Origin of the sequence: Achromobacter sp. EB05 (assembly GCF_044232075.1) — a bacterium.
GTDB classification, from domain to species: Bacteria; Pseudomonadota; Gammaproteobacteria; order Burkholderiales; family Burkholderiaceae_B; genus Achromobacter; species Achromobacter dolens.
The window spans coordinates 5,711,072-5,732,305 of the sequence record NZ_CP155917.1; the positions used below are offsets into that span (position 1 = coordinate 5,711,072).

The 21,234-nt window shown below is 69.7% G+C and carries 21 protein-coding genes; 8 read left to right on the forward strand and 13 right to left on the reverse strand.

Annotated features, from left to right (window positions below; genetic code table 11):
* Positions 1-21: 21 nt before the first annotated feature.
* The 4 genes from AAID08_RS26005 to AAID08_RS26020 form a co-directional block, all read right to left on the reverse strand.
* Entirely contained in the window at positions 22-312 is a 291-nt protein-coding gene (locus AAID08_RS26005; RefSeq protein ID WP_064525023.1) for a DUF4035 domain-containing protein, read from the reverse strand.
* Complete coding sequence (locus AAID08_RS26010; protein WP_054500535.1) at positions 312-785, reverse strand: phage tail assembly chaperone; 474 nt, start codon at positions 783-785, stop codon at positions 312-314. The genes AAID08_RS26005 and AAID08_RS26010 overlap by 1 nt, the downstream gene beginning before the upstream one ends.
* A gap of 5 nt (positions 786-790) precedes the next feature.
* Complete coding sequence (locus AAID08_RS26015; protein ID WP_049076510.1) at positions 791-1,258, reverse strand: phage tail tube protein; 468 nt, start codon at positions 1,256-1,258, stop codon at positions 791-793.
* Positions 1,259-1,410: 152 nt separating this feature from the next.
* Positions 1,411-2,001, reverse strand: coding sequence for a hypothetical protein (locus AAID08_RS26020; RefSeq protein ID WP_231132937.1), 591 nt, complete (start codon positions 1,999-2,001; stop codon positions 1,411-1,413).
* 273 nt (positions 2,002-2,274) lie between these two features.
* Between AAID08_RS26020 and AAID08_RS26025 the strand changes: the two genes are divergently transcribed.
* Positions 2,275-2,976: a S24 family peptidase gene (locus AAID08_RS26025; protein ID WP_064525095.1), complete on the forward strand. Its 702-nt coding sequence runs from the start codon at positions 2,275-2,277 to the stop codon at positions 2,974-2,976.
* An 84-nt stretch (positions 2,977-3,060) separates the two neighbouring features.
* On the opposite strand, the gene AAID08_RS26030 is transcribed toward AAID08_RS26025, so the two are convergent.
* The 3 genes from AAID08_RS26030 to AAID08_RS26040 form a co-directional block, all read right to left on the reverse strand.
* Positions 3,061-4,425 (reverse strand): DUF1254 domain-containing protein, encoded by a 1,365-nt coding sequence (locus AAID08_RS26030; protein ID WP_336235216.1) that lies wholly within the window; start codon positions 4,423-4,425, stop codon positions 3,061-3,063.
* A 241-nt stretch (positions 4,426-4,666) separates the two neighbouring features.
* The gene (locus tag AAID08_RS26035; protein WP_054500532.1) at positions 4,667-5,215 is read right to left on the reverse strand and encodes an ureidoglycolate lyase; all 549 of its coding nucleotides are present in this window, start codon (positions 5,213-5,215) and stop codon (positions 4,667-4,669) included.
* Positions 5,212-5,451 (reverse strand): Arm DNA-binding domain-containing protein, encoded by a 240-nt coding sequence (locus tag AAID08_RS26040; RefSeq protein ID WP_064525030.1) that lies wholly within the window; start codon positions 5,449-5,451, stop codon positions 5,212-5,214. The genes AAID08_RS26035 and AAID08_RS26040 overlap by 4 nt, the downstream gene beginning before the upstream one ends.
* 303 nt (positions 5,452-5,754) lie before the next feature.
* On the opposite strand from AAID08_RS26040, the gene AAID08_RS26045 reads away from it, so the two are divergent.
* The gene (locus tag AAID08_RS26045) at positions 5,755-6,135 is read left to right on the forward strand and encodes a cupin domain-containing protein (protein WP_116791656.1); all 381 of its coding nucleotides are present in this window, start codon (positions 5,755-5,757) and stop codon (positions 6,133-6,135) included.
* 46 nt (positions 6,136-6,181) lie between these two features.
* Here AAID08_RS26045 and AAID08_RS26050 read toward each other — a convergent pair whose 3' ends face one another.
* Both AAID08_RS26050 and AAID08_RS26055 read right to left on the reverse strand, forming a co-directional pair.
* A complete protein-coding gene (locus tag AAID08_RS26050) occupies positions 6,182-7,372 on the reverse strand; it encodes an MFS transporter (protein WP_395757846.1) in 1,191 nt (396 codons plus the stop codon).
* Between the two features lie 154 nt (positions 7,373-7,526).
* Positions 7,527-8,933 carry a sensor histidine kinase KdpD gene (locus AAID08_RS26055; protein WP_116791658.1) on the reverse strand — a complete coding sequence of 469 codons (1,407 nt, stop codon included), beginning with the start codon at positions 8,931-8,933 and terminating at the stop codon, positions 7,527-7,529.
* Between the two features lie 66 nt (positions 8,934-8,999).
* Here AAID08_RS26055 and AAID08_RS26060 point away from each other — a divergent pair, with 66 nt between their 5' ends.
* From AAID08_RS26060 to AAID08_RS26075, 4 genes are all read left to right on the forward strand, one after another.
* On the forward strand, positions 9,000-9,638 hold the full coding sequence (locus tag AAID08_RS26060; protein WP_054501193.1) for a response regulator transcription factor: 639 nt from the start codon (positions 9,000-9,002) through the stop codon (positions 9,636-9,638).
* Positions 9,639-9,912: 274 nt separating this feature from the next.
* Positions 9,913-10,476: an RNA polymerase sigma factor gene (locus tag AAID08_RS26065; RefSeq protein ID WP_054500527.1), complete on the forward strand. Its 564-nt coding sequence runs from the start codon at positions 9,913-9,915 to the stop codon at positions 10,474-10,476.
* Between the two features lie 184 nt (positions 10,477-10,660).
* Positions 10,661-13,765: a WG repeat-containing protein gene (locus AAID08_RS26070; protein ID WP_395757108.1), complete on the forward strand. Its 3,105-nt coding sequence runs from the start codon at positions 10,661-10,663 to the stop codon at positions 13,763-13,765.
* Positions 13,762-16,650, forward strand: a complete 2,889-nt coding sequence (locus tag AAID08_RS26075; protein WP_395757109.1) for a WG repeat-containing protein — start codon at positions 13,762-13,764, stop codon at positions 16,648-16,650. Before AAID08_RS26070 ends, AAID08_RS26075 begins: the two co-directional genes overlap by 4 nt.
* 36 nt (positions 16,651-16,686) lie before the next feature.
* Here AAID08_RS26075 and AAID08_RS26080 read toward each other — a convergent pair whose 3' ends face one another.
* Positions 16,687-17,547, reverse strand: coding sequence for an oxaloacetate decarboxylase (locus tag AAID08_RS26080; protein ID WP_054500525.1), 861 nt, complete (start codon positions 17,545-17,547; stop codon positions 16,687-16,689).
* A gap of 107 nt (positions 17,548-17,654) precedes the next feature.
* Between AAID08_RS26080 and AAID08_RS26085 the strand changes: the two genes are divergently transcribed.
* Positions 17,655-18,533 (forward strand): LysR family transcriptional regulator, encoded by an 879-nt coding sequence (locus tag AAID08_RS26085; RefSeq protein ID WP_336235212.1) that lies wholly within the window; start codon positions 17,655-17,657, stop codon positions 18,531-18,533.
* 14 nt (positions 18,534-18,547) lie between these two features.
* Here AAID08_RS26085 and AAID08_RS26090 read toward each other — a convergent pair whose 3' ends face one another.
* Together AAID08_RS26090 and AAID08_RS26095 are read right to left on the reverse strand one after the other, a co-directional pair.
* Positions 18,548-19,363, reverse strand: a complete 816-nt coding sequence (locus AAID08_RS26090; protein WP_336235211.1) for a siderophore-interacting protein — start codon at positions 19,361-19,363, stop codon at positions 18,548-18,550.
* Positions 19,364-19,388: 25 nt separating this feature from the next.
* On the reverse strand, positions 19,389-20,033 hold the full coding sequence (locus AAID08_RS26095; RefSeq protein WP_240317270.1) for a PadR family transcriptional regulator: 645 nt from the start codon (positions 20,031-20,033) through the stop codon (positions 19,389-19,391).
* Between AAID08_RS26095 and AAID08_RS26100 the strand changes: the two genes are divergently transcribed.
* Positions 20,028-20,249 carry a hypothetical protein gene (locus tag AAID08_RS26100; RefSeq protein ID WP_155755518.1) on the forward strand — a complete coding sequence of 74 codons (222 nt, stop codon included), beginning with the start codon at positions 20,028-20,030 and terminating at the stop codon, positions 20,247-20,249. The two genes, AAID08_RS26095 and AAID08_RS26100, sit on opposite strands and share 6 nt — an antisense overlap.
* Positions 20,250-20,336: 87 nt before the next feature.
* On the opposite strand, the gene AAID08_RS26105 is transcribed toward AAID08_RS26100, so the two are convergent.
* Positions 20,337-21,233 (reverse strand): DMT family transporter, encoded by an 897-nt coding sequence (locus AAID08_RS26105; RefSeq protein WP_395757110.1) that lies wholly within the window; start codon positions 21,231-21,233, stop codon positions 20,337-20,339.
* Position 21,234 lies beyond the last annotated feature (1 nt).

Here is a 21,234-nt window from a genome sequence, read left to right on the forward strand (position 1 = left end):
TCGCGCGGGCCGGACACGTCGTCAAGACCCCTTCTTGACCTTCGACATCAGGAACGCCTTCAACGCGTCCGCCCCCGCTTCGGCGGGAGGTTCCTCGTCTTGCGCGCCCCAGCGCACCAGCATGTCGGCGGCGCGCACCTTGCCCCCCGCCGCGCGCGCCACCGTGGCGGCCAGGCTGGCCGTGAGCACGTCGGCCCGGTCGTCGCCCAACGGAGACGTGCGGTCCCACTCGCGCCACAGCGACACTTCATGGGTGTCGATGGTGTCCATCAACTCGCCCAGCGTGCGTCCCAGTCGAAGCGCCAGGACCATCAGGAAACGGAGGTCTGGCGTTTCCTGGAGGGCTTTTTTGCGCGCTCCTGCGCCCCCTCCCCGAGGTTGCCCAGCTCGATCGCCTTGGCCACCAGCGTGGCGTGCGCCAGCCCGTAGGCCGCGGCCACGACGTCAACGTCTTCGTCGTCGAAGACGCGGCGCGGCCCCTGCTCGGTCTGCTCGAACAGCGTGCGCACCAGCAGGCTGGCCGAGGCGCGGGTGTAGTCCACGCCCGGCGCGTCCAGCTTGGCGCGCACCACCTCGTTGTCCTCGCCCGGCACCACGCCCGCGGCCGCCCAGATCGCGCGGATATGGAACAGGTGATCGCCGGCGCTGGGCGCGCGCACGATGACGCGGGCGTCCTGCCATTGCGGCACGGTCAGGGTTTCGTGGGCGAAGCCGGCCAGCGGATCGACCGCCAGGCCGCGCAGGCCAGCCGCGCGCGCGGAGGATTTGATCGACGTGTCCGTCATGGCGTTCAGCCCCCGTTGGCGGGCGCGTCGGTCAGCTTGACGGCGCCGGTGACACGCACGTTGAACGTGGCGGACACGACGTTGTCCAACTGGCCTTGCCACTGGTATTGCGTCACCAGGCCGAGGAACTCGAACTTGGCGCCGTCGGCGAAGGTCACGCGGAAGGCGCGGGTCTTCTTGTCGCTGCGCGCGGCCACCAGCGCCTTCTGGGCGGGGTCGCCGGCCTTCCAGTTGCCGGCCATGCTGAAGGTGCCGCTGTCGTCCAGGCCCAGGGCGTACTCCTTGGCGGTGGACTTGAGCACAGTGACGTCGATCTCGGTGGTCTGGCCGCCCTGGAAGTTCGGGTCCTTGATGGTGATGGCCAGATCGGCGTAGGTCAGGCCGGCGGCGCCCAGGTCTTCGGTGGCCGTGGTCGACACTTCCAGTTGGGTGCCCTGCGTTTGAACGAATTGCGAAACGGTAGTACCTGCCATTGCAGACTCCAAAAAAAAAGCCCGCCAGAGGCGGGCAATAGTGGCGTTTCCGGGAATCCGGAGCGGCCATGAAAAAGCCCCGCGGCGATTGCCGAGGGGCTTGGTCGATACGTTCAGATTTTCTTCGGGCGCAACTTGGCCCGACGACTCAATTATGCGGACGTGGTCCGCGCACCGCAAGCCTTTGCGCGATCGGCGTGTCGCACCTGCGGCGCCGTCACTAGCCCGCGCCGGCGCAACGCCGGCAGCAGCGCGACCTTGGCTTCCTGATAGGCGGCGTGCTGCTGCTCGGGCGTCAGGCGCGGATTGCTGAAGACGCGGGCGCCGGCCGCGCGGTTGCCGGCGTGTACGCCGATGGCCGAGCGCTGCTGCCACGGCAGCTCGTCGATACACAACTCCGTCTGCTCGCCGCGCGCGGCGGCCAGGCGGGCGTCGACGTCCTCGTCGTCATAGGCCTCGTCGGCCGTCATGCCGCGCGCGAATGCCGATACCCGGCCCACGCCCAGCTTGGGCCGGTAGCCGCGGCTCCATTGGTACCACTCCATGATCAGCGCTTCGACCTGATCCGATTCTTCCCGCGTCATGTTCTGCCCCTTCAGATTCTGGCCCTGCGCCGCTTGCGACCGGCCGGCCCGCTCCGCCGGCCGCGGCGCAAAGGAGCGCGCGATGGCGGCGCCCGCCTGCGATGCCGCCGCGACCCAGCCCTGCGGGGCCTGCAATGCCATGTTTCCTGCCTGATTCATTCGCCGCTCCTTGCCGTTGAGTTCGATGCCGGCGTCCGTCGCTGGCGGACCCTGCCGGGTTGGCGCCACCCGGGCGCCGGGGTTGCGGACCGCCGCTGCGGGGGTCCGTATGGATGAGGAAGAGAAGCCCTTCGGTAGCGATACGCTACCCACGCTTCCGTCTGATAACAGCACACATTTTGGGTGATCCATGACTGGAATTCTACAAGTGTATAATCTCGATTTCAACACTTGTTGTTGCACAATTTTCCACAACTGTTTAGCGTCGACACCATGGCTCTCGGAAAACAAATCAGGCGCTATCGCGCCGCTCTCGGTCTCACCCTGGAACAACTGGAAGCGCGCACCGGCGTGGGCGTGGGCACCATCGCCGCGCTCGAGGGGCGCGACAGCGAACGCTCGAAGTACGCGGCCCGCCTGGCGGCGGGCTTGGGGCTGTCACTCGAGCAACTGCTGGACGAGTCGGCGCAGTATCCGCCAGACATCGTGCTGGCCGATGCCGGCGGCGGCGATGCGCCGCCCGTGGATGTCGGCGCGGGCGACGATCTGCGCATCCCGCGCTTCGATACCGGCGGCGCCATGGGCGCGGGCGTGGAGCTGCGCGACCAGCCCGGCGTGATCCAGAGCCTGCGCGTCAGCCAGGAATGGCTGCACAAGAACCTGCGCCACTACACCGCGGCCGCCAACCTGTGCGTGGTGACGGGTTTCGGCGACAGCATGCGGCCCATGTACAACCCGGGCGATCCGCTGCTGGTGGACCTGGGCGTGGTCAAGGCGGACGTCGACGGCGTGTTCTTCTTTCGCGTCGGCAACGAGGGCTTCATCAAGCGCCTGCAGCGCATTCCCAGCGCCAACGGCCTGCTGATCCGCGCCAAGTCCGAGAACACCAAGTACGACGCCTGGGACATCACCGAAGACATGGACCTGCAGATTTTCGGACGCGTGTTGAAGGTGTGGCGCAGCGAGGATCTCTGACGCCGCCCGGCGGCGTCAAGCGGGCGGGCGGCGCGCGGCGGCAAGATGGAAGCGGCCTCGCACGCCACCGCCCGGGCGTGTGCGCTACAGTCCGGCGCGCCGCGGTTGCGGCGATTGCCAGCTTCCGTCCAGCAAGGCCGGTTTGGGCCAGTAGTAACGCAGCGTGATCGTGAAAGGCCCCGCCGGCGCAGACAGCCAGTTGGCCTCGCTGCCCTTGCCGGGCGACTGAGGCTGGATGTGCAGCGTCAGCCCGCCGTCGCGATCGCGCTTGAGCGCGGGCAGCATCGCCGAATCGACCCGCGTGCGCCGGGCGGTGTGAGGCGCCTGCGCGGCCCCGGCCGTGCGCTGCAGCGTCACCGACCAGAACGCGTTGACCGGCGGCAAGGCGCGCGGCGCGAACCGCAGCACATACGGCTGGGCGCCATCCAGCGGCTGGCCCGTGGCGTCGGTGGCCAGCACCGCCGTGATCGATTCTTCGCGGCTGTCCGTGCCCAGGCCGACCTGCGCGCCGGTGGCGCGCGCCAGATAGTCGTTGCCCAGCGTGCGGCGGTCGCCGAACAGCGTATCAGCCTTGCCGTCCAGCGCCAGGCGGCGCTTGTCGATCTCGTTCTGGCCATCGTGCATGCCTTCCTGCATGACCTGGCGCAGGCGCGGATTGCTGCCGTCCGTGACCGCCGGCGCGCCCGGCCGGATGCGCATGCTGTCGAGCCGCTTGCGCAGCGACTTCTCGCTGTGCGCCACCGGCGCGAACTGCAGCAGGAATCCCAGCTCGTTGTAGAACTCGAGCGAGGTACGCATCTGCGCTGGCGCTTCAGGCGCCAGCCAGTCGACCGCGGCCGCCGTGGGCGGCGCCTTCTTCAGATAGGCCGAGAGCGGCTGGATGCGGTAGCCGGCCTCGATGCGCCTGACGCTGGCCTGGTCCGCGGACGAAAAACGCTGGATGCGCCCCGAAAGGCTCACCAGCTCGGTCTCGGCGCGGAGCACCGCGGCCATCCCCTTGGGCGCGGCGCCGCTCCAGCGTGGCCCCGCCACCAGATACCTGCCGCCGCCATTGCCCGTCGCGCGGCTGCCGATGTAGGCGAAGTTGAAGCCATACAGGTCGGTCAACCGCAACGCGTGGTAGCGCCTGGCTTCCATCGGCGGCACGCTGATGACGACGGGCTCGGCGCGCAGATCCAGCACGGCCGAAAACTGCGGCGTGTCATCCGGCGACGGCTCGGCGCGCACAAGTGTGTTGAACGGCCCCCGGTAGTGGGGATTGCCCCGATCGATGCTGGCGGCATGCATGGCCTGATAGCTGGCCACCATGGGATAGCCGTAGACATAGGCTTCCTTGGCGATGCGGCGCGCCTCGGGCGCCGACACCCCGTCGATGCCAACGTACTGCGCCCCCGTCGCCGCGTCGGGCGAGGTGAAACTGCAGCCGGCCGCGGCGGTGCACAACATCATGACAAACAGGCCGCGAACAGAGCGGCTCGATCCAACGCCTGCGGGGCGTATGCGCATTCCATGCTCCAACACGGGAAGTGGTTGGCAACGCCCGGATGGCGGCAGCGTCGCGACCGAAAAAACAGTCGCGCAAATTCTGGCACATTTCGCCACGCTCGGGATAGCGCGCGCCGATGACGGCACGACTTTGCGCACCCCGCGCAGGCGCAGGTTGCTTGGCGCGCAACGCGAATTCGGTGAATCAGTCCGGCAAACGCAGGGCTTCCAACTGCCGCGGCGGAATCGGCGTGATCGCGCTTTCGGTGGCGGAGGCGTCGGTGGTCAGGTGCTGGATCAGGTCGAGCGTGGTCGAGCGGCGGGTCAGCATCAGGCAGGTGACTTCCGCGTCGGCCACGCGCGTGGCGTGCCAACAGCCGGGACGCATGCAGACGCCCTGCCCGGGATCGACGCGGAATGCCGCCAGCGTGTCCAGGTCGGGGCTGCCGTCGGCCGCGCTGCGGGCCACCACCTGGACGATGGCGCCGGTCAACGGCACGATCGCCTGCTGCGTCAGCAGGTGCTTTTCCAGGCTGGCGACATCGGGCGAAGCGCTGCGGTAGTTCACCCACAGCACCTCCGCGTCGCCACCGGCCCCGGTATTGAAGACGTGCTCCTGCCAGAAGTCGGTGGCGTCGTTGCTGAACAGCGGCACGCCATTGCCCTGCGGGATCGGCTTGCCAAGCATCCAGCCATAGGATGCGAAGGCTTCGGCGGTCAGATCGTATATGGGCAATGCGGCAACGCGGGTCATGGCTCGTCCTTGGCGGAAGGGGCAGTGGTGGTGCGCTTGGGAAATTCGGCGGCGTAGTCGAAATCGCCGCGCGCGATCGCCGCCAGGATGGCGGTGCGCCGTTCGGCGGCGCGCTTGAGGTTGGCAGCGGTCGGCTTGACGCGGATGCGCTCCACGCAATGGCGGCCCTGGTAGAAGAAACCGATCTCGATGGACGATTCGGATGCCGGCCGGACGCCGTCGAATCCCTTGCTCATGCCGACACCTACGCCGGATGCGAGCCGGCGCCCCCTGGAAAGACCCGGATTATCGCAGTTTTTCGAGTATTCCAGCCGCGTCGCCGCCCTTGTCGTGCATGGCCTGGCCGGTCGGCGCACCAGACCGCGCTGCGCGGCATCGGGTAGCGCGGGCGCTCGTCGGGCTGCCGGATCAGGATGCGCGGGTCGATAGTGCCGCGATCGGTGGTGGGCTGGCGCATATGGGCCACATCCGCCGCGCCTTCCGTGGAGGCGACCTTCGGCGCTGTTATAACGCCTATTGCCCTCACTCTGGAGACCGCCATGCCCACCGACCTGTCGTCGCAGTACGTCTTCCTGGACGCCGCCGGCCATGCCACCGCGCTGGCGGGCGGCGACGCCTTCTGGTCGCAACCGAAGGAGGACCTGGCGCGCTACGGCCGCGGCTGGCTGGTGTCCGAATACGCCTGCGCCCGCGACTGGCCGCAATGGGAGATGCATCCGCAAGCCGACGAGATCGTGCGCCTGATGGCCGGCGCGGCCGATCTGCACCTGGAGGGCCCCGCCGGCGCGCAGGTCGTCCGGCTGCGGGCAGGCGATGCCTATGTGGTGCCGCGCGGCGCCTGGCATACGCTCAAGGTGGTGGAGTCCTGTCGCATCCTGCACATCACCATGGGCGCGGGCACGCAGCACCGGCCGGTCTGAAGCCCGCGCGGCCGCGTAGCGCCCCCGGGCGGCGTCCCGGCGCGGATCAGCCCGCCGCAACGGCGGCGCGGATGCGCGGTAGCTCGCGGTCGTCGATCGGCCAGTGCAGCACCGCCGACAGCACGCCCAGCGCCATTGCGCCGATCCAGATCAGGTCGTACGAATGCGTCGCCTCGTACACCACCCCGCCCAGCCAGACGCCGAGGAACGAACCCACCTGGTGGCCGAAGAAGACGAAGCCGAACAGCGTGGTGATGTAGCGCACGCCGAACACCTGCGAGATCAGGCCGTTGGTCAGCGGCACCGTGCCCAGCCAGACGAAGCCCATGACCGCGGCGAACACGTACACCGACGCGGGCGACAGCGGCAGAAGGAAGAACAGCGCCATCGCGGCGGTGCGCAACAGGTAGATGCCGGCCAGCAGATACTTGCGGCGATGGTGCGCGCCCAGGATGCCGCAGACATAGGTGCCGGCGACATTGGCGAGTGCGATGATGGCCAGCGCCGCGACCGCGTCCGCCGCCCGCAGGCCCTTGTCCATCAGGTAGGCCGGCAGGTGCGTGCCGATGAAGGCGAGCTGGAAGCCGCAGGCCAGGAAGCCCAGGTTCAGCAGCCAGAAGCCGGGCTGCGTGAAGGCCTCGCGGATCGCCGCGCCCAATGGCTGCTCCGGCGCCGCCGCGGCGCCAGCAACCCGCCGCGACGTCTCTTTCAATGGCCAGGCCAGCGGCATCACCACCGCCAGCACCGCCGCGAAGATCATCAGCGCGCCGACCCAGCCCGTGCCGCCGATCAGCCACTGCGCCGCCGGCACCATGGTGAACTGCCCCAGCCCGCCGACCGCGCCGGCCACGCCCAGGGCCCAGCCGCGCCGCTCGGGCGGCACCAGGCGGCTGAGCGCGCCATAGATGACGGCGAACGCCGTGCCGGAAAGCGCGACGCCGATGCAGATGCCGGCGGTCCACATGAAGGCGGCGGGCGTAGCGGCGTGCGCCATGCCGGCCAGCCCCACCGCGTAGAACACGAGTCCACCCAGGATCACCTTGGCCGAACCGAAACGGTCGGCGATCATGCCGGTGAACGGCTGCACCACGCCCCAGGTCAGGTTCTGCACCGCCAGCGCCATGGCGAAGGTTTCGCGTGACCAGCCCCTGTCCATGGTGACCGGCAGCAGGAACAGGCCCTGCACGTGGCGCACGCCCAGCGCCAGGCCCATGATGATGCCGCCCGCCAGCACCATGAGCCAGAGGTTGCGGGGCGCGGCGGCGCGAGCAGGCGGGGAGGCGACGGACGATGCGGCGACGGACATGGCGAACCTCGGGCGTGGGACGTCGATCCCGTGCGGATGGATGGATGACGCTATTACAGGGGCGCCGGGGCCGCGCTTCAACTGATTATTTTTCGCCGGCTGCATGCGCGCCGGGAATGCCAAGCGGCAGCCACAGCGAAAACACCGACCCCTTGCCGGTCACCGAGCGCAGCGAGATGTCGCCATGCAGCAGGTCCGCCAAGCGGCGCACAATGGCCAGCCCCAGGCCCAGCCCCTCGTCCCCCCGAGACGCCGCCGGCGCGCCGGCGCCGCGCGTGAACTCAGTGAAAACGGCTTCCCGCAGTTCAGGCGCGATGCCCATGCCGGTATCCCAGACCTGGAGCAACACCCCGCCCCGCCGCCTGCGCGCCGACAACAGCACCCAGCCCGCAGGCGTGTACGACAAGGCGTTGCCCAGCAGATTGTCGAGGATGCGGCGCAGCAATGCCGGATCGGTCTCCAGCGTCAGCGAGGTCGGCGCCACCACCAGGCGCAGGCCCCGGGCCCGCGCCTGCGGCTCATAGTCCAGCCGGACGTCGTCGAACAGGGCGTCGAGCGCGACGACGCGGCGCTCGGTGCGAACCAGGTGCGCATCCAGGCGCGACACATCCAGCAGGCCGTCCAGCAGGCGGTTCAGCCCGTCCAGCACGCCCTGCTGGCGCCGCGCCACATGCAACGCATCCTGCGGCGTGACGCTACCCTGCTCCGCACGGCTGGCCAGGATGTCGGTGAACATGCCGAGCGCGTGCACCGGCTGGCGCAGGTCGTGCCCGGCGGCGGCCAGGAAGCGCGTCTTGGCGCGGTCGGCCGCGGCCACGCGGTCGCGTTCGTGTTCCAGGCTGCGGATCAAGGCGCTGTTCTCGAAGCGCAGCGCCACGGTGGTCCTGAGGCTGCGATAAGTGACCGCGCTGAAATACAGGTTCACCGCCAGCAGGCAGACGCCGAAGGCCGCGTACACCAGGTGCAGCCCGTCAGCCGAGACCAGGCAGGCGGCGATGAACGGCGCCACCATGCCCAGCGCCGACCCAACATAGGCGGGCGGACAGGCCGACAGCGACGGCACCGCGCCACTGCACATGCCGGCCAGCATCACGCAGCCGAAGGCCAGCAGCAGGTCCTGTCCCGACATCACCGCCAGCAGCCCCGCCAGTCCCCACAGCAGGCCCGAGGTCCACGACAGCAGGCAGAAGCCGCGCACCCAGGGCCGCACGGGCCCGGCCGCGCGCCGCACGAACCGGCGGCAGACGACCACGCGCGCCAGCGTCAGCAGATACACGGCGCCGAGCCAAGCCGCCAGCACCCCGGCGGGCGCGGCGTCGCGCATGACGTACAGCACCGGCAGCGCGACGGCGAAATTGGCGAACAGGACGCCATAGGATTGCTTGTAGAGCAGCGTGGCCAACTCGGTCGCGACGGCGTCGGCGACGGGGGCCGCGTGCGTCGCGGAGGCGTCCGGCGGTTGGGGCGGGGATAGCGCGGCAGGGGCGGTCATGCGCCTGGATCGGTCCCTATAATGGTGCATCATTCTGACACAAGCCGCGGCCCCCTCACCGCCTTCATGACTCCGACCTCCCCGCCTCCCCTGCTGCGCGTCCTGCTGGCCGATGACCATGGCATCGTGCGCGAGGGCCTGAAAATGGTGCTGAGCCAGGCGGGCGCGATGATCGGTTCGATCGACGAAGCGGCCACCGGCGAGCAGGTGCTGGCGCTGCTGGCCGCGCACGGCGCCGACGTGCTGGTGCTGGACCTGGGCATGCCCGGTGTGGCTGGGTCGGGCTGGGTGCGCGCGCTGCGCGTGCGCCATCCCGCCCTGCACATCATGGTGCTGACCGCCAATACCGACGCCCGCAGCCGCCAGGCGATCCTGGAGGCCGGCGCCGACGAATACCTGGCCAAGACCGGCAACTCGCGCGAACTGATGGCGGCGATCCAGCGCCTGCATGACGGCCGGGCCGGACGCCCGGCCCAGCCGCGGTCCACGCACGCGCCGGCGCCGGCCGAAACCCTGACGCGGCGCGAGCAGCAGGTGCTGGCGCTGGCTGCGCAGGGCGCCACCGCCGCGCAGATCGGCGAGGCCCTGCACATCAGCCCGCTGACCGCGCGCAAGCATCGCGAGAACCTGATGCGCAAGCTCGCGCTGCACAGCACTGCCGAGCTGGTCGCCTACGCGGTGCGCCTGGGCCTGCCCTGCGCCTGATCCGCGCGACGCCTGCCTGAGCGCGGCCTCGCCGCGCTCGCCAAAATACGGCACGCGCCGTATTTGCTACCGAATCTTCCAAACGTAGACTGGTTTCGCAGCATCCGCTTTCTCTTTCCGACAGGGCCATGGGAGATCGCGGGGCTGCACCGCACTCCTCCACGCCACTTTCCGCGCGGACCCGCCCGGGCCGCGCAGGACAGGTGCGCGCCCGCGCCAGGCGCCCGCCGCGGCGCTGCGGGCGCTCCCGTCCACGACCCGCTGCGCCGCCACCATGCCCCCTGCTTCCTGTCCGTCCGCCGTCATCCCGTCCTCGCCGCACGCCGATCCGGTCAGCCAGTTGGTGCGGGACGAGTCCGAACGCCTGCGCCGCTTCGTGCTGCGCCAGGTGGGCAACAGTTCCGACGCGGAGGAAATCACGCAGCAGGCCTTCGTCGAAATGACATCGTGCTACGACCGCTTCCGAGGCGAGAGCAAGCCGTCGACCTGGCTGTTCGGCATTGCTCGCAACCTCATCCGCAACCACCTGTCGCGCGCCCCCGAACGGCGCTATGCGTTCGTGAGCGAGGACGCCCTGGCCGAGGAACACGATCGCCGCTCGGACCCCGCCGCCCGCACCGAACTGCTGCAGACGCTGCGCATCATGGACCGGTCCTTGGCCGCCCTGCCGCCCGACCTGGGCGACGTGGTGATGCTGATCTGCGCCGACGGCATGTCGTACGAGGAAGCGGCGACGCAACTGGATCTGCCGATCGGTACGGTGCGCAGCCGCCTGTCGCGCGCGCGGTCGCTGCTGCGCTCGCGCATGCGCCAGCAAGGCGCCTGGCTCGACAACTGAAGCGTTTGCGGACGCGTTGTTAACGGTTCGTTTTCTATAGTTACATTTGCCGCTTCTTTACCTGCTACTGCTGGTTACAGTGCTGCCTTCGTTCCTCTTTGGCAGGCATCACCACCATGCGGCACGTCCGGCTTCGCTTGATTCCCCTCACAGCCCTCCCGTGCGCCGCCGCGCGGACCGCGTCATGAGGCGCGCCGTCATGTGGCGGCCGCTGGCCCTGGCCGCGGCGCTGGCCGGCCTGCATGCCGGCAGCGGCCGGGCGGAAGAGGCGTTCGCCGACTGGCAATACGATTGCGTCGGCCGCACCTATGCCATCACCCCGGACGTCTCCTGCAACCGCGACTATGCCGAAGGCCTGGCGGCGGTGTTGACGGGCAAGGCGAGCGATGCGGCCGGCACCTGGGGCTATATCGACAAGCAGGGCCGGATGGTCATCACGCCGGCCTACCAGGACGCCGAGTCGTTCCAGAACGGGCTGGCCGCGGTGCGGCAGGATGGCCTGTGGGGCTACATCGATACGCGCGGCGCCTGGGTGATCAAGCCGCGCTTCGCGCGCGCCTCGGGCTTCAACGCCGCGGGCACCGCGCTGGTCGAGGACAATGAGCGCGACGTGCTCATCAATCGCCAGGGCCAGGTCGTCAAGACCTTCGAACTGGGCACGCGATCCTGGGGGTTCGAGCCGGGCCAGAAACTGGCGGCGATGGAAGTGCCGCAGGCGCCGCGCCTGTTCAACACCGCGACCGGCCGCGCCCTGACGCTGCCGGCCGACGTGATGCGGCTGGAGCGGCCGGTCGCCGACACGCTGCCGGCGCAGCGCCGCAGCACCCGCTACGGCGGCCTGTGGGGCCTGCTGGATGCCGACGGCAAATGGGCCATCGCGCCCGAGGTGCTGGGCTCGGATCAGCCGCCGCTGCGCGACGGCGACACGCTCGCCGTGCACCGCGACGAGGCCTGGGCATTCGTGCGGCCCGACGGCTCGCCGCTGACGGCGGGCCGCTATGAAAGCGTAGTCCGGCCCGGCGCGGGCCTGTGGCTGGTCAAACCCCGCGACACGGCGCAGTACGTGCTGCTGGATGCCAACCTGCGGCCGATGCGCACCTTCACGAACCCCTATGTGGGCGTGGAGGAAAGCGGCGGCTGGAAGGTGCTGACCGACGTCGACGCGGTCGTGATGATCGCCCCGGGCGGCAATATCGTGGTGACGCCGGCCGCCTTCGGCCGTGTCACGGTCAGCGACGATGGCCTGGCCTGGTTGTACGCCCAGGGCCCCGGCGACGCGTTCGCGAGCGACGCGGCCAAGCCTGTCTCGGAGACGGACCACGCCGACGCCGCCGCGGCGCCGGCCGAAGCGGGCGCCGGCCCCGCCGATCCCCCGCCACCGGCGGCGCCGGCCATCATCGAATCCGCGCCGACGCCAACGACTGCCGACGCCAGCGGTCCGGCGACCGATGCCGCGGCAGTCGACATCGCGGGCCCGACGGTCGATGCCGCGGTCGACAACGCGGTCCCCGCCGCCGTCGAAGCCGCGGCCGATGCCGCCACCAGCGTCGCGGTGGCCGGCACCGACAGCGAAGCCACGCTGCGCCAGATCTACCGCGCCGACGGCACGGCGCTGCTCGACAGCGATACCGCCGAACGCCTGGGCCAATATCGCGTGCTGCCCTTCTCCCCCCGGCGCGCCAACGACAGATCGCGCGAGGCCGGGCCCGACGCCGACCAATTGCCGCTGGCCCTGCTGCGGCCGAACGACTACCAGCAGCCCACCGGCATCCTGACGCGCTCGGGCAAGATCGTCACCAATCCCGACTGGGACGACATGAGCACCTACGACGCCGCCGCGCCGTTGCTGGTGAAGACGCGCAAGCGCACCGTCGGCGCGATCGACGCCGAGGGCAACTGGATCCTGCCGCCCACCTACGCCGGCATCGGCGGCTTCAAGGGCGCCTACAGTTGGGCGCGCACGCCGGGCATGAGCCGCGACGAGGCCGTGCTGATCGACACACGGGGCAACGCGCAGAAGCTGCCGGCCTACGTAGAAGTCAACGGCGAGAAGATCGACGGCGACCTGCTCTACTTCTACAAGCAGGACGAGCGCCGCAACCGCCGCTGGGGACTGTGGAACATCCGCAGCGCCAGCGTCGCCGTGGCGCCGACGCTGGGCCGGATCGAGGATTTCCAGGACAACTGGGCCAAGGCGCAGGACCGCGACCGCTGGGGCATCATCGACCGCCATGGCAAGTGGGTCGTGCCTGCCACCTACACCGGCAGCTACGACCTGGACTACCTCGGCAACGGCTACCTGCTGGTGCGCGAGCCCAAAGGCAAGAATGACTCGGACTACCGCGACGACTACCGCCTGATCCACTTGCCCAGCGGCAAGCGCAGCGCGGTGCTGCACGAGAAACCGCAGGACCTGAAACACGGCCGCTACCTGGGACAGGGCAAGGACGGCGGCACGCTGCTGTTCGACGCAGGCGGCGGCATGACCCGCCTGTTCGACGGCGTGCCCGAGCGCCAGGATCAGTTCGGCGACTGGATCTACGTGCAATACCGTTCGCGCAACGGCGCGATCGACGCGCGCGGCAACCTCAAGGTCTCCGCCAGCAACGGCGAGTTCAACCCCTTCTTCGTCCAGCCCGAGGGCCTGGCGCGCGTCTACGACGGCCAGCGCTACCGCCTGATGGACGAAAACGGCAAGGCCCTGCTCGAAAAACTCGGCGACGGCACGCCGCTGGCCTCCATGCAGCGGGTGATCTTCCGCGACCGCGACACGGCGGAAAGCGTCATGACCGATCTCCAGGGTCGCGAAATCACGCGATTCAAGGGCGAGTTCGCGGTTGAAGAGGACACCGCCAGCGAGGGCGTGGTGGCCTATCGCGGCCACGGCGACCGCTACGGTTTCGTCAATGCATCCGGCAAGCGCATCGTCGGCCCCTACTTCAACAAGCTCGGCCCGCTGCGCGACGGGCTGGCGCTGGCGCGGCGCGACCAACGCAGCGGCAAGCTGCTCGGCTACATCGACCTGAGCGGGCGCTACGTGATCCCGCCCGAGTTCGGCTGGGCCGGCGACTTCAAGGAGGGGCGCGCACTGGTGCGCCGCGATCGCCTGCTGGAATTCATCGACACCCGCGGCAAGACCACCGCCATCTTCGGCCTGCTGTGCGGCCAGATCATCGTGATGGACGGGCAGGAACGCGTGACCTGGCCGCGCGAGGAGCTGACCTGCCCCGACGCCGTCGGGACCGAAGGCGTGCCCGTCCCCGAATCCACCAAAGCAGAACAATCATGACCACGCGCGCGTTTCACGCTACCCGTATCGCCTGCGCCGTCGCCGCGCTAGGCCTGTCGCTGTCCGCCCACGCCCAGTACCGCCAGAACGGCATCCCCTGCGTCGACGGCCTGATGGATCCGGCCGCGACCAGCCGTGACATCCAGGCCTACCAGGGCCCCACTGGCTGCATCGGGCCGCTGTCGGACAACCGCGCCGCCGTGCTGCTGCCGTCCTCGCTCGAGGAAATCGACCGCGTGCCGACCGACCAGTCGCTGCGCCGGCATGCCTGGGGCTTCATCGATGGCAACGGCAAGCTGGTGGTCCCGCCGCAGTTCGAGCGCGTCGGCAGCTTCCACCATGGCCTGGCCGCGGTGCGCTGGAAGGGCAAGTGGGGCTATATCGACGCTAGGGGCAGGATGGCGGTGCCGCCGCGCTATGACAGCGTCGGCGACTTCGTCGAGGCCGGGCTGGCGGTAGTGACGCTGGACGGCCAGCGCCAGTTGATCGACCGCAGCGGCAAGGCCGTGGGCGATGCGCTCGATGCCAGCGTCGAAAACGTGATCCTGGGCGAGGGCCGGCCCGCGCAACTGTCCGTCACCTATCGCGAGGAATACCGCTCCCCCGACGGCGAACGCCGCTACGCCAAGGATGGCCTGCGGGTGGTGTCGAGCTTCGGCAAGGACCTGTTCATCGGCATCGACAACCATGGCATGTACGGCCTGCTCGACGCCGACTGGAACTGGCGCGTGGAACCGAAGTTCAGCGACATCACGCGGCAGAAGGACGCTCCGCTGGCGCTCGGCATCGGCGACGAAGAGGTGGTGCTGATCGACGAGCAGGGCGCACTGATTGGCGAAGGCAAGCGCTACCAGCGCCTGGGCCGCGTCGGCAAGGCCTTCTGGAGCGCGCAACTGCCCACCAAGGGCTACGCGCTGCTGGACGCGCGCGGCCACTCCATTGCCACGCTTACCAACGAGGAAGCGAACGCCTCGAACATCTACGACAACACGCTGGTCTACGTCTCGGGCGACAGGCTCAAGGCCTACGTGCCCGGACGCCCCGAGGCCCTGACGCTGGGCAGCCCCGACCTCAAGCCCGAGGAGAACGAAGGCGGCTATCTGCTGTTGCGCGACAAGGCCGGCAACGTGGCCGGCCTGCTGACGCCCAAAGGCGTCTGGCTGCAGGGCGAGAGCGCGCCGCCCTGGCTGGCGCAGGCCGGCCGGCTGGCGGTGCGCCAGGGCAAGCTGTGGGTCTCCAGCCAGGACGGCCAGTTGCTCAACGCGATCGACGCCGATGGCCGCGCGGTGCTGCAGCCCGAGGCGGTCGAAGCGGCGCAAGGCTCGCAACTGCGCGACTTGCCGCTGGACGTGCCGGATGGCCCGCTCGGCGTGCTGGGACAGGGCTATTGCCACTGCACGGAAGGCGGCGCCGGGCTGCTGTTGGCCGACGGCAGCGTCGCCACCCACAAGGACTGGAGCGAGATCGTGCCGCTGGACGGCCCGCGCGACGACGACACGGCGCAGGACGACGCCGAGGCCGAACCGCTGACCGCCGACCAGTTGCGCTTCGCCGCGCAGAGCGACGCGGGCATGCAACTGCTCGACGGCCGCGGCAAGCCGATGGACCTGCCGCTGCAACAGCACATCGGCGCCTTCCGCCATGGTTACGCGCTGATCTACGCCAAGGGCGAGACGCGCCTGGTCGACCGCGCCGGCAAGACCTACGACCTGCCCGACTACTTCGAGGCCGAAGTGGTCGCGCCGGGGCTGGTACGCTACCTGAAGACCGCGGCCGAAGGCGATCCGTGGGGCCTGTACGACTTCATCGCCGGCAAGGAAGTGTCGGCCCCGGCCTTCCAGTACATCGGCGCGTTCCACGACGGCCGCGCCATCGCCGCGCTCGGCAAGGACAAGGTGGGCGTGATCGATCCGCAGGGCAAGTGGGTCGTGCCGCCGCGCCACAACGACGCCCGCCGCGTCAACGACAAGCTGTGGCTGATGTACCAGGCGGGCTCGAAGGAAGAGGACTACCGCCGCCCGGCCGCGCTGTTCAATCGCGAGGGACGCGCCCTGACCCGCTTTCAGCCGGCGCTGGAAGTGTCGCGCGACGGCAGCGGCGCCTATCTGGCCTACAGCCAGAAGAACCGCTGGATCATCGCACCCGACGCCTCCGACGCGCTCGACCTGCAGGACGCGAACTACACACCCATGGGCACCTGGCTCGCCATCCGCCGCGCCGACCGCCACGGCTACGTGGATGGCCAGGGCCGCTGGCAGATCGCGCCGGGCGCGGTGGCCGGCACGCCATTCCAGGGCACGCCGCCGCGCGCGCTGGTCAGCGGCGAAGACGGCGCCCGCCTGATCGACGAACACGGCAAGACCGTGGCCAGCCTGCCTGCCGGCGACTGGTACTGGCCGGCAGGCTCGGCCTGGTTGCTGCGTTCGGACACCGACGCCGAGGGCAACCCGGTCACCGTTTACACCGACACCACGGGCAAGACCCGCATGACCCTGCCGGGCACCGCGACCTCGTTCTCCGAAGGCCAGGCAGCCATGGTGCTGCCCAACGGCAACATGCGCGCGGTCAACGACAAGGGCGTGGCGACCGGACCGACGTTCGACCACATCGGCCCGCGCCGCGATGGCCTGGCGCCGGTCCTGGTTGGCGACCGCTACGGCTACGCCGACGGCCAGGGCCGGCTGGCGATCACCCCGGTGTATCTGTGGGCCTCGGCGTTTGCCAACCAGCGCGCCGTGGTGTCGACGCGGGACATCTCGATGATCGTGGACGAGCGCGGCACGATGGTGGCGCGCGTCACCATGGAATGCGGCATCCGCACGCTCCGCGGCAGCTACAACCAGCGGCTGTGGCCGCTGTCGATGCCGCAGCGCTGCCGCCAGTGAGGCCAGCTCGCGCCGGCGCGCCGCATCCGCGCCCCGCTACTGCGCGTCCAGCGCCAGGTAACGACGGGTCTGCACGATCTCCTCGCGTTCCTTGAAACTGGTCAGGCGCTCGGCCAGCGCGCTGCTGTCGCCAGTCTCGCGGATCGCCGCCAGCGTGGCCTGCATCGCGTGGATGGCGGCGCGCTGCAGGTCCGATGGAATGATCGCCAGGCGATAGCCCATCGCGGCCAGGTCGGGCAGCGGCACCAGCGGGGTCTTGCCGCCATAGAACATGTTGATCAGCTTCAGGCCCGGCAGCCGGTCGGCAATGGCGCGGATCTGCTCCAGCGTTTCCGGGGCCTCGACGAACACCATGTCGGCGCCGGCCTTCACATAGCGCTCGGCGCGCGCGATGGCCGCATCGAAGCCTTCCACCGCGATGGCGTCGGTGCGCGCGATCACCATCGTGTCGGCGTCGGCAAGCGTCTGGCGGGCGATGTGGACCTTGCGGCACATTTCCTCCGCGTCCACCAGGCTCTTGTCGTCCAGGTGGCCGCAGCGCTTGGGAAACGACTGGTCCTCGATGTGGAAGGCCGCGACCCCGGCCCGTTCCATGATGCGCACGGTGCGCTCGACGTTGGCCGAGCCGCCGAAGCCGGTGTCGGCGTCGGCCACCACCGGCAGGCCGCTGGCGTCGACGATCTTCTCGACCCGGTCCATGACCTCGGTGAAGCTCAACAGGCCGATGTCGGGGTAACCCGCGGCGCGCGCGATGGCGCCGCCGCTGGCGTAGACGGCATTGAAGCCGGCCGCCGCCACCAGGCGGGCCGACATGCCATCGTAGGCGCCGGGCGCCACCACGATGTCCTGGGCCAGATGGCGGCGCAGCAGCGCGCCGGGAGTGGGAGTCGAAGCCATGCGCATTCCTTTGGAAGACGAAGAGGGGGATATCCGCATCATCGTGGCGCCACACTAGAATGTCCAATATATGGAAAATTGATAACTGGTACTTTTTGGATACCAATATGGAACTGCGCCACCTGCGCTATTTCGTGGCCACCGCCGAGGCCCAGCACTTCACCCGCGCGGCCGAGCAGTTGGGCATGGCGCAGCCGCCGCTGTCGCAGCAGATCCGACAACTGGAAGCGGAGATCGGCACGCCGCTGTTCGAGCGGCGCGGCCGCGGCGTCAGCCTGAACGATGCCGGCCGCGCCTTCCTTGCCTGCGCACAGGACATCCTGCAGCGCGCGCAGGACGCGGCGCGGACGGCGCAACGCGCGGCGCGCGGCGAGGTCGGTGAACTGTCGTTGGGCTTCACCGAATCGGCGTCGTTCCATCCGGTGGTGACCGAATTGATCCGGCTCTACCGGCAGCAATACCCCGATGTGGAAATGACGCTGTCGCAGGATGACAGCGAAACGCTGGTGGCGCGGCTGCGCGACGGGCTGATCGACGCCGCCTTCGTGCGGCCGCCGTTCGCGATGAAGGGCGGCCTGCGCTTCATGCAGTTGACGGAAGAGCCGCTGGTGGTGGCGCTGCCGCTGGGCCACGCGCTGGCGCGGCGCAAGCGGTTGGCGCCGGCCGACCTGGCGCAGGAGCGCTTCATTCAGTATTCACGCAAGTCGGGATACGGCCTGAGCGCGGACATCATGGCGGCGTGCCGCCAGCATGGGCTGAACCCGCTGCCGGGCCAGCGCGCGCCGCAGTTGTCATCGGCGGTGAACCTGGTGGCGGCGGGCATGGGCGTGGCGATCGTGCCGGCGTCGCTGCGCCACCTGCGTCCGGACGGCGTGGTCTACCGTCCCTTCGCGCTGGACTGGCCGCGCGCGGTGCTGGGGCTGGCGGTGCGCGACGACGCGCCCGGCGGACGGGTGGCCAACCTGCTGGCGCTGGCGCAGGGGTAGTCGCGCGCGCGACGTCAATCGTCGTGCGATTCGTGCACGGCGATGGCGCCGCGCTTCCAGTAGCTGGCGGCGCGGATGCGGCGCTTGTCGACGCCGTGCTGCGCGACCATGATTTCACGCACCGCCTTGGCCACGGCCGACTCGGCCGCGATCCAGGTGTAGCCCTCGCCGGGCGGCAGCGCCAGCTCACGCGCGGCTTCCAGCAGCAGCGTGCTGTAGCCGGCCGCGGTGCCGTCGCGGTGCAGCCAGCGCACGGTGGCCTGCGCTTGGGTCGGCAGCGGGATCTCGTTGGCGGCGGCCGGCACTTCGACCAGCACCAGGGCCTGCGCGGTCGCGGGCAGTTCCTCCAGGCGGCGGGCGATGGCGGGCAGCGCGGTCTCGTCGCCGATCAACACGTGCCAATCGAAGCCCTTGGGCACCACGAACGAACCGCGCGGTCCGCCGATGCCCAGGCGCTGGCCAGCCTCGGCCTGCTCGGCCCAGGTCGAGGCCGGGCCGTCGCCATGCAGCACGAAGTCGATATCCAGCTCCTCGCGCGCGGCATCGTAGCGGCGCGGCGTGTAGTCGCGCGCGGCCGGGCGCGGCGCGCCGTCGGGGAATTTGATGCCGTCGGGACCGACCTCGGGCAACAGCAGCGGTTGCGACGGATCGGCGGGAAAAAACAGCTTCACGTGGTCGTCGAAGGACGCGGACACGAAGTCGCGCAGGTCTTCGCCGGTGAAGGTGACGCGGGCCAGCAGGCCGGCGATGCGCTCGACGCGCGCCACGGTCAGGATGCGCATCTTCAGGGGATGGCGCACGCGTTCGACAGTCAGGTCGCTACGGGTCATGGGGTCTCCAATGGGATAGGCGGAATCAGTCACAGCTCTTGCCGGTGATTTCCGCGGTCGCGCGACGCAGGATGGCGGCGATGCGACGTTGCTCGGCGGGCGAGGCCTCGGTGCGTTGCAGCAGCGCGTGGCGGATCTCCTGGCGGGCGTGCACGAACTCGTCGATCCAGCCGCTGGCGTCTTCCTCGGCGGCAGCGCGCGGCTCGCCGCTCCAGGCCTGGCGCATCCAGTCCATCTTGCGGGCCACGTGCTTGAGCTTGTTGAACATCACCGACAGGCGCTCGCGGTTGGCTTCCAGGTGTTCGCGGCCCGGGTCCGCCAGGTGGTAGCGCTTCTTGCTGCCCTCCTGCTCGACGGTGGCGTAGCCCAGTTCTTCGAGATAGGTCAGCGCCGGATACACCATGCCCGGGCTGGGCGTGTAGAAGCCGTTGGACATCGCGCCCAGCGCCTTGATCAGCTCGTAGCCGTGGCTGGGGTTCTGTTCCAGCAGGCCGAGCAACATCAGTTGCAGGTCGTCGGCGGTGACCTTGCGGCCGCGCGCCCAGTGACGGCCATCGCCGCCGAAGCTGTCGTCGGCATCGCCGCCGCGGCCATTGCCGCCCCAGGGACCGCCGAACCAGCCGCGACCGCCGCCGGCGTGGCGGCCATGGCGGCCGCGGCCGCCGTGCAAGCCGTCCGCGTCATGGCCGGCGTGGCCATGGCGTTCGTGACGGCCGTGGTGATCGTGATGATCGTGGAACTCGTGGCGGCCATGATGGCCGTGGTGATCGTGGGATTCGTGATGGCCATGGTGGCCATGGCGGCGCTCGTGCAACGCATGGCGCGAGCCACGGGCGAAAGCGGTCAGGAAATGAAAGTGGCGCATGGGGGCCTCGCTGGTGTCTGACGTATTACTTACGATGTATCTTAAGATATAGGTCTTACGATACACAGACACGATTCCGGCCGTCAAGCGCCTTCTTGATTCCCGCCGCTATCGGCGCTCGTTGTCCAGCACGCCGGCGGCGATGCCGGCCACGATCAGCGCCATGCCCAGCAACAGCGGCGCACTCAGCGGCTCATGCAGCAGCGCCGCCGAGCACAGCAGGCCCACCACCGGCACGCCCAGCAGGCCGATCGCGGTGACGCCCGCGGGCAGGGACCGGTTCACGTTCACCGCCGCCCAATAGGCCACGGCGATGCCAAACACCCCGCCGTAGCCCAGCAGCCAGGCCAGGTCCGCATGCCACAGCACGCGCGGCGCGCCCTCCGCCGCCCAGGCCACCGCGGCCAGCACGCCGGAGGCCAGCAGCGCCTGCCAGAACGCCAACTCGAACGGCGGCGTGACCCAGCGATGCGCGCGCACGTAGACGATATTGGCGGCCCAGCACAGCGCCGCGAGCAGCACCAGGCCGTTGCCAAACACCGCCTCGTGATTGCCCCAGTCGAACGCCAACGGATTGAAAATGACGGCCAGCCCGAGCACGCCCAGCGCCAGCCCCAGTTGCCGTCCGCGTCCGATCGGCTCGCCCAGCAACACGCGGGCGGCGGGAATGACCCACAGCGGCGTGGTGTAGGCCAGCACCACCGAGCGGCCGGCCGGCACGTATTGCAGTCCGAGGCTGACGAGCGCGGCGAACGCGCCCATGTGCAGCAGGCCCACGCTCAGGATCACCGGAATGTCGGCCTTGACCGGCCACGCCACGCGCCGCAGCGCCAGGCCCAGCGCCAGCAACGCGGCGGTGCCGACGACGCTGCGCGCGGCCACCGCCCAGATCGGGGTCATGTATTGCAGCAGCAGTTTGCTGACGACCCAGGTGAGCCCCCAGGCCAGCACCACCACGATGAGCAGCGACAAGGCCTGGCGGCGCGGCAGGATTTCAGTGGACATG

Coding starts and splice junctions, on each gene's coding strand:
- AAID08_RS26085 (WP_336235212.1), top strand. CDS start 17,655: ATGGAACTGCGCCACCTGCGCTATTTCGTGGCCACCGCCGAGGCCCAG.
- AAID08_RS26015 (WP_049076510.1), bottom strand. CDS start 1,258: ATGGCAGGTACTACCGTTTCGCAATTCGTTCAAACGCAGGGCACCCAA.
- AAID08_RS26010 (WP_054500535.1), bottom strand. CDS start 785: ATGACGGACACGTCGATCAAATCCTCCGCGCGCGCGGCTGGCCTGCGC.
- AAID08_RS26080 (WP_054500525.1), bottom strand. CDS start 17,547: ATGGCTTCGACTCCCACTCCCGGCGCGCTGCTGCGCCGCCATCTGGCC.
- AAID08_RS26040 (WP_064525030.1), bottom strand. CDS start 5,451: ATGAGCAAGGGATTCGACGGCGTCCGGCCGGCATCCGAATCGTCCATC.
- AAID08_RS26105 (WP_395757110.1), bottom strand. CDS start 21,233: ATGTCCACTGAAATCCTGCCGCGCCGCCAGGCCTTGTCGCTGCTCATC.
- AAID08_RS26005 (WP_064525023.1), bottom strand. CDS start 312: ATGGTCCTGGCGCTTCGACTGGGACGCACGCTGGGCGAGTTGATGGAC.
- AAID08_RS26060 (WP_054501193.1), top strand. CDS start 9,000: ATGACTCCGACCTCCCCGCCTCCCCTGCTGCGCGTCCTGCTGGCCGAT.
- AAID08_RS26025 (WP_064525095.1), top strand. CDS start 2,275: ATGGCTCTCGGAAAACAAATCAGGCGCTATCGCGCCGCTCTCGGTCTC.
- AAID08_RS26035 (WP_054500532.1), bottom strand. CDS start 5,215: ATGACCCGCGTTGCCGCATTGCCCATATACGATCTGACCGCCGAAGCC.
- AAID08_RS26045 (WP_116791656.1), top strand. CDS start 5,755: ATGCCCACCGACCTGTCGTCGCAGTACGTCTTCCTGGACGCCGCCGGC.
- AAID08_RS26020 (WP_231132937.1), bottom strand. CDS start 2,001: ATGAATCAGGCAGGAAACATGGCATTGCAGGCCCCGCAGGGCTGGGTC.
- AAID08_RS26090 (WP_336235211.1), bottom strand. CDS start 19,363: ATGACCCGTAGCGACCTGACTGTCGAACGCGTGCGCCATCCCCTGAAG.
- AAID08_RS26030 (WP_336235216.1), bottom strand. CDS start 4,425: ATGATGTTGTGCACCGCCGCGGCCGGCTGCAGTTTCACCTCGCCCGAC.
- AAID08_RS26065 (WP_054500527.1), top strand. CDS start 9,913: ATGCCCCCTGCTTCCTGTCCGTCCGCCGTCATCCCGTCCTCGCCGCAC.
- AAID08_RS26055 (WP_116791658.1), bottom strand. CDS start 8,933: ATGACCGCCCCTGCCGCGCTATCCCCGCCCCAACCGCCGGACGCCTCC.
- AAID08_RS26070 (WP_395757108.1), top strand. CDS start 10,661: ATGAGGCGCGCCGTCATGTGGCGGCCGCTGGCCCTGGCCGCGGCGCTG.
- AAID08_RS26050 (WP_395757846.1), bottom strand. CDS start 7,372: ATGGTGCTGGCGGGCGGCATCATCATGGGCCTGGCGCTGGGCGTGCGC.
- AAID08_RS26075 (WP_395757109.1), top strand. CDS start 13,762: ATGACCACGCGCGCGTTTCACGCTACCCGTATCGCCTGCGCCGTCGCC.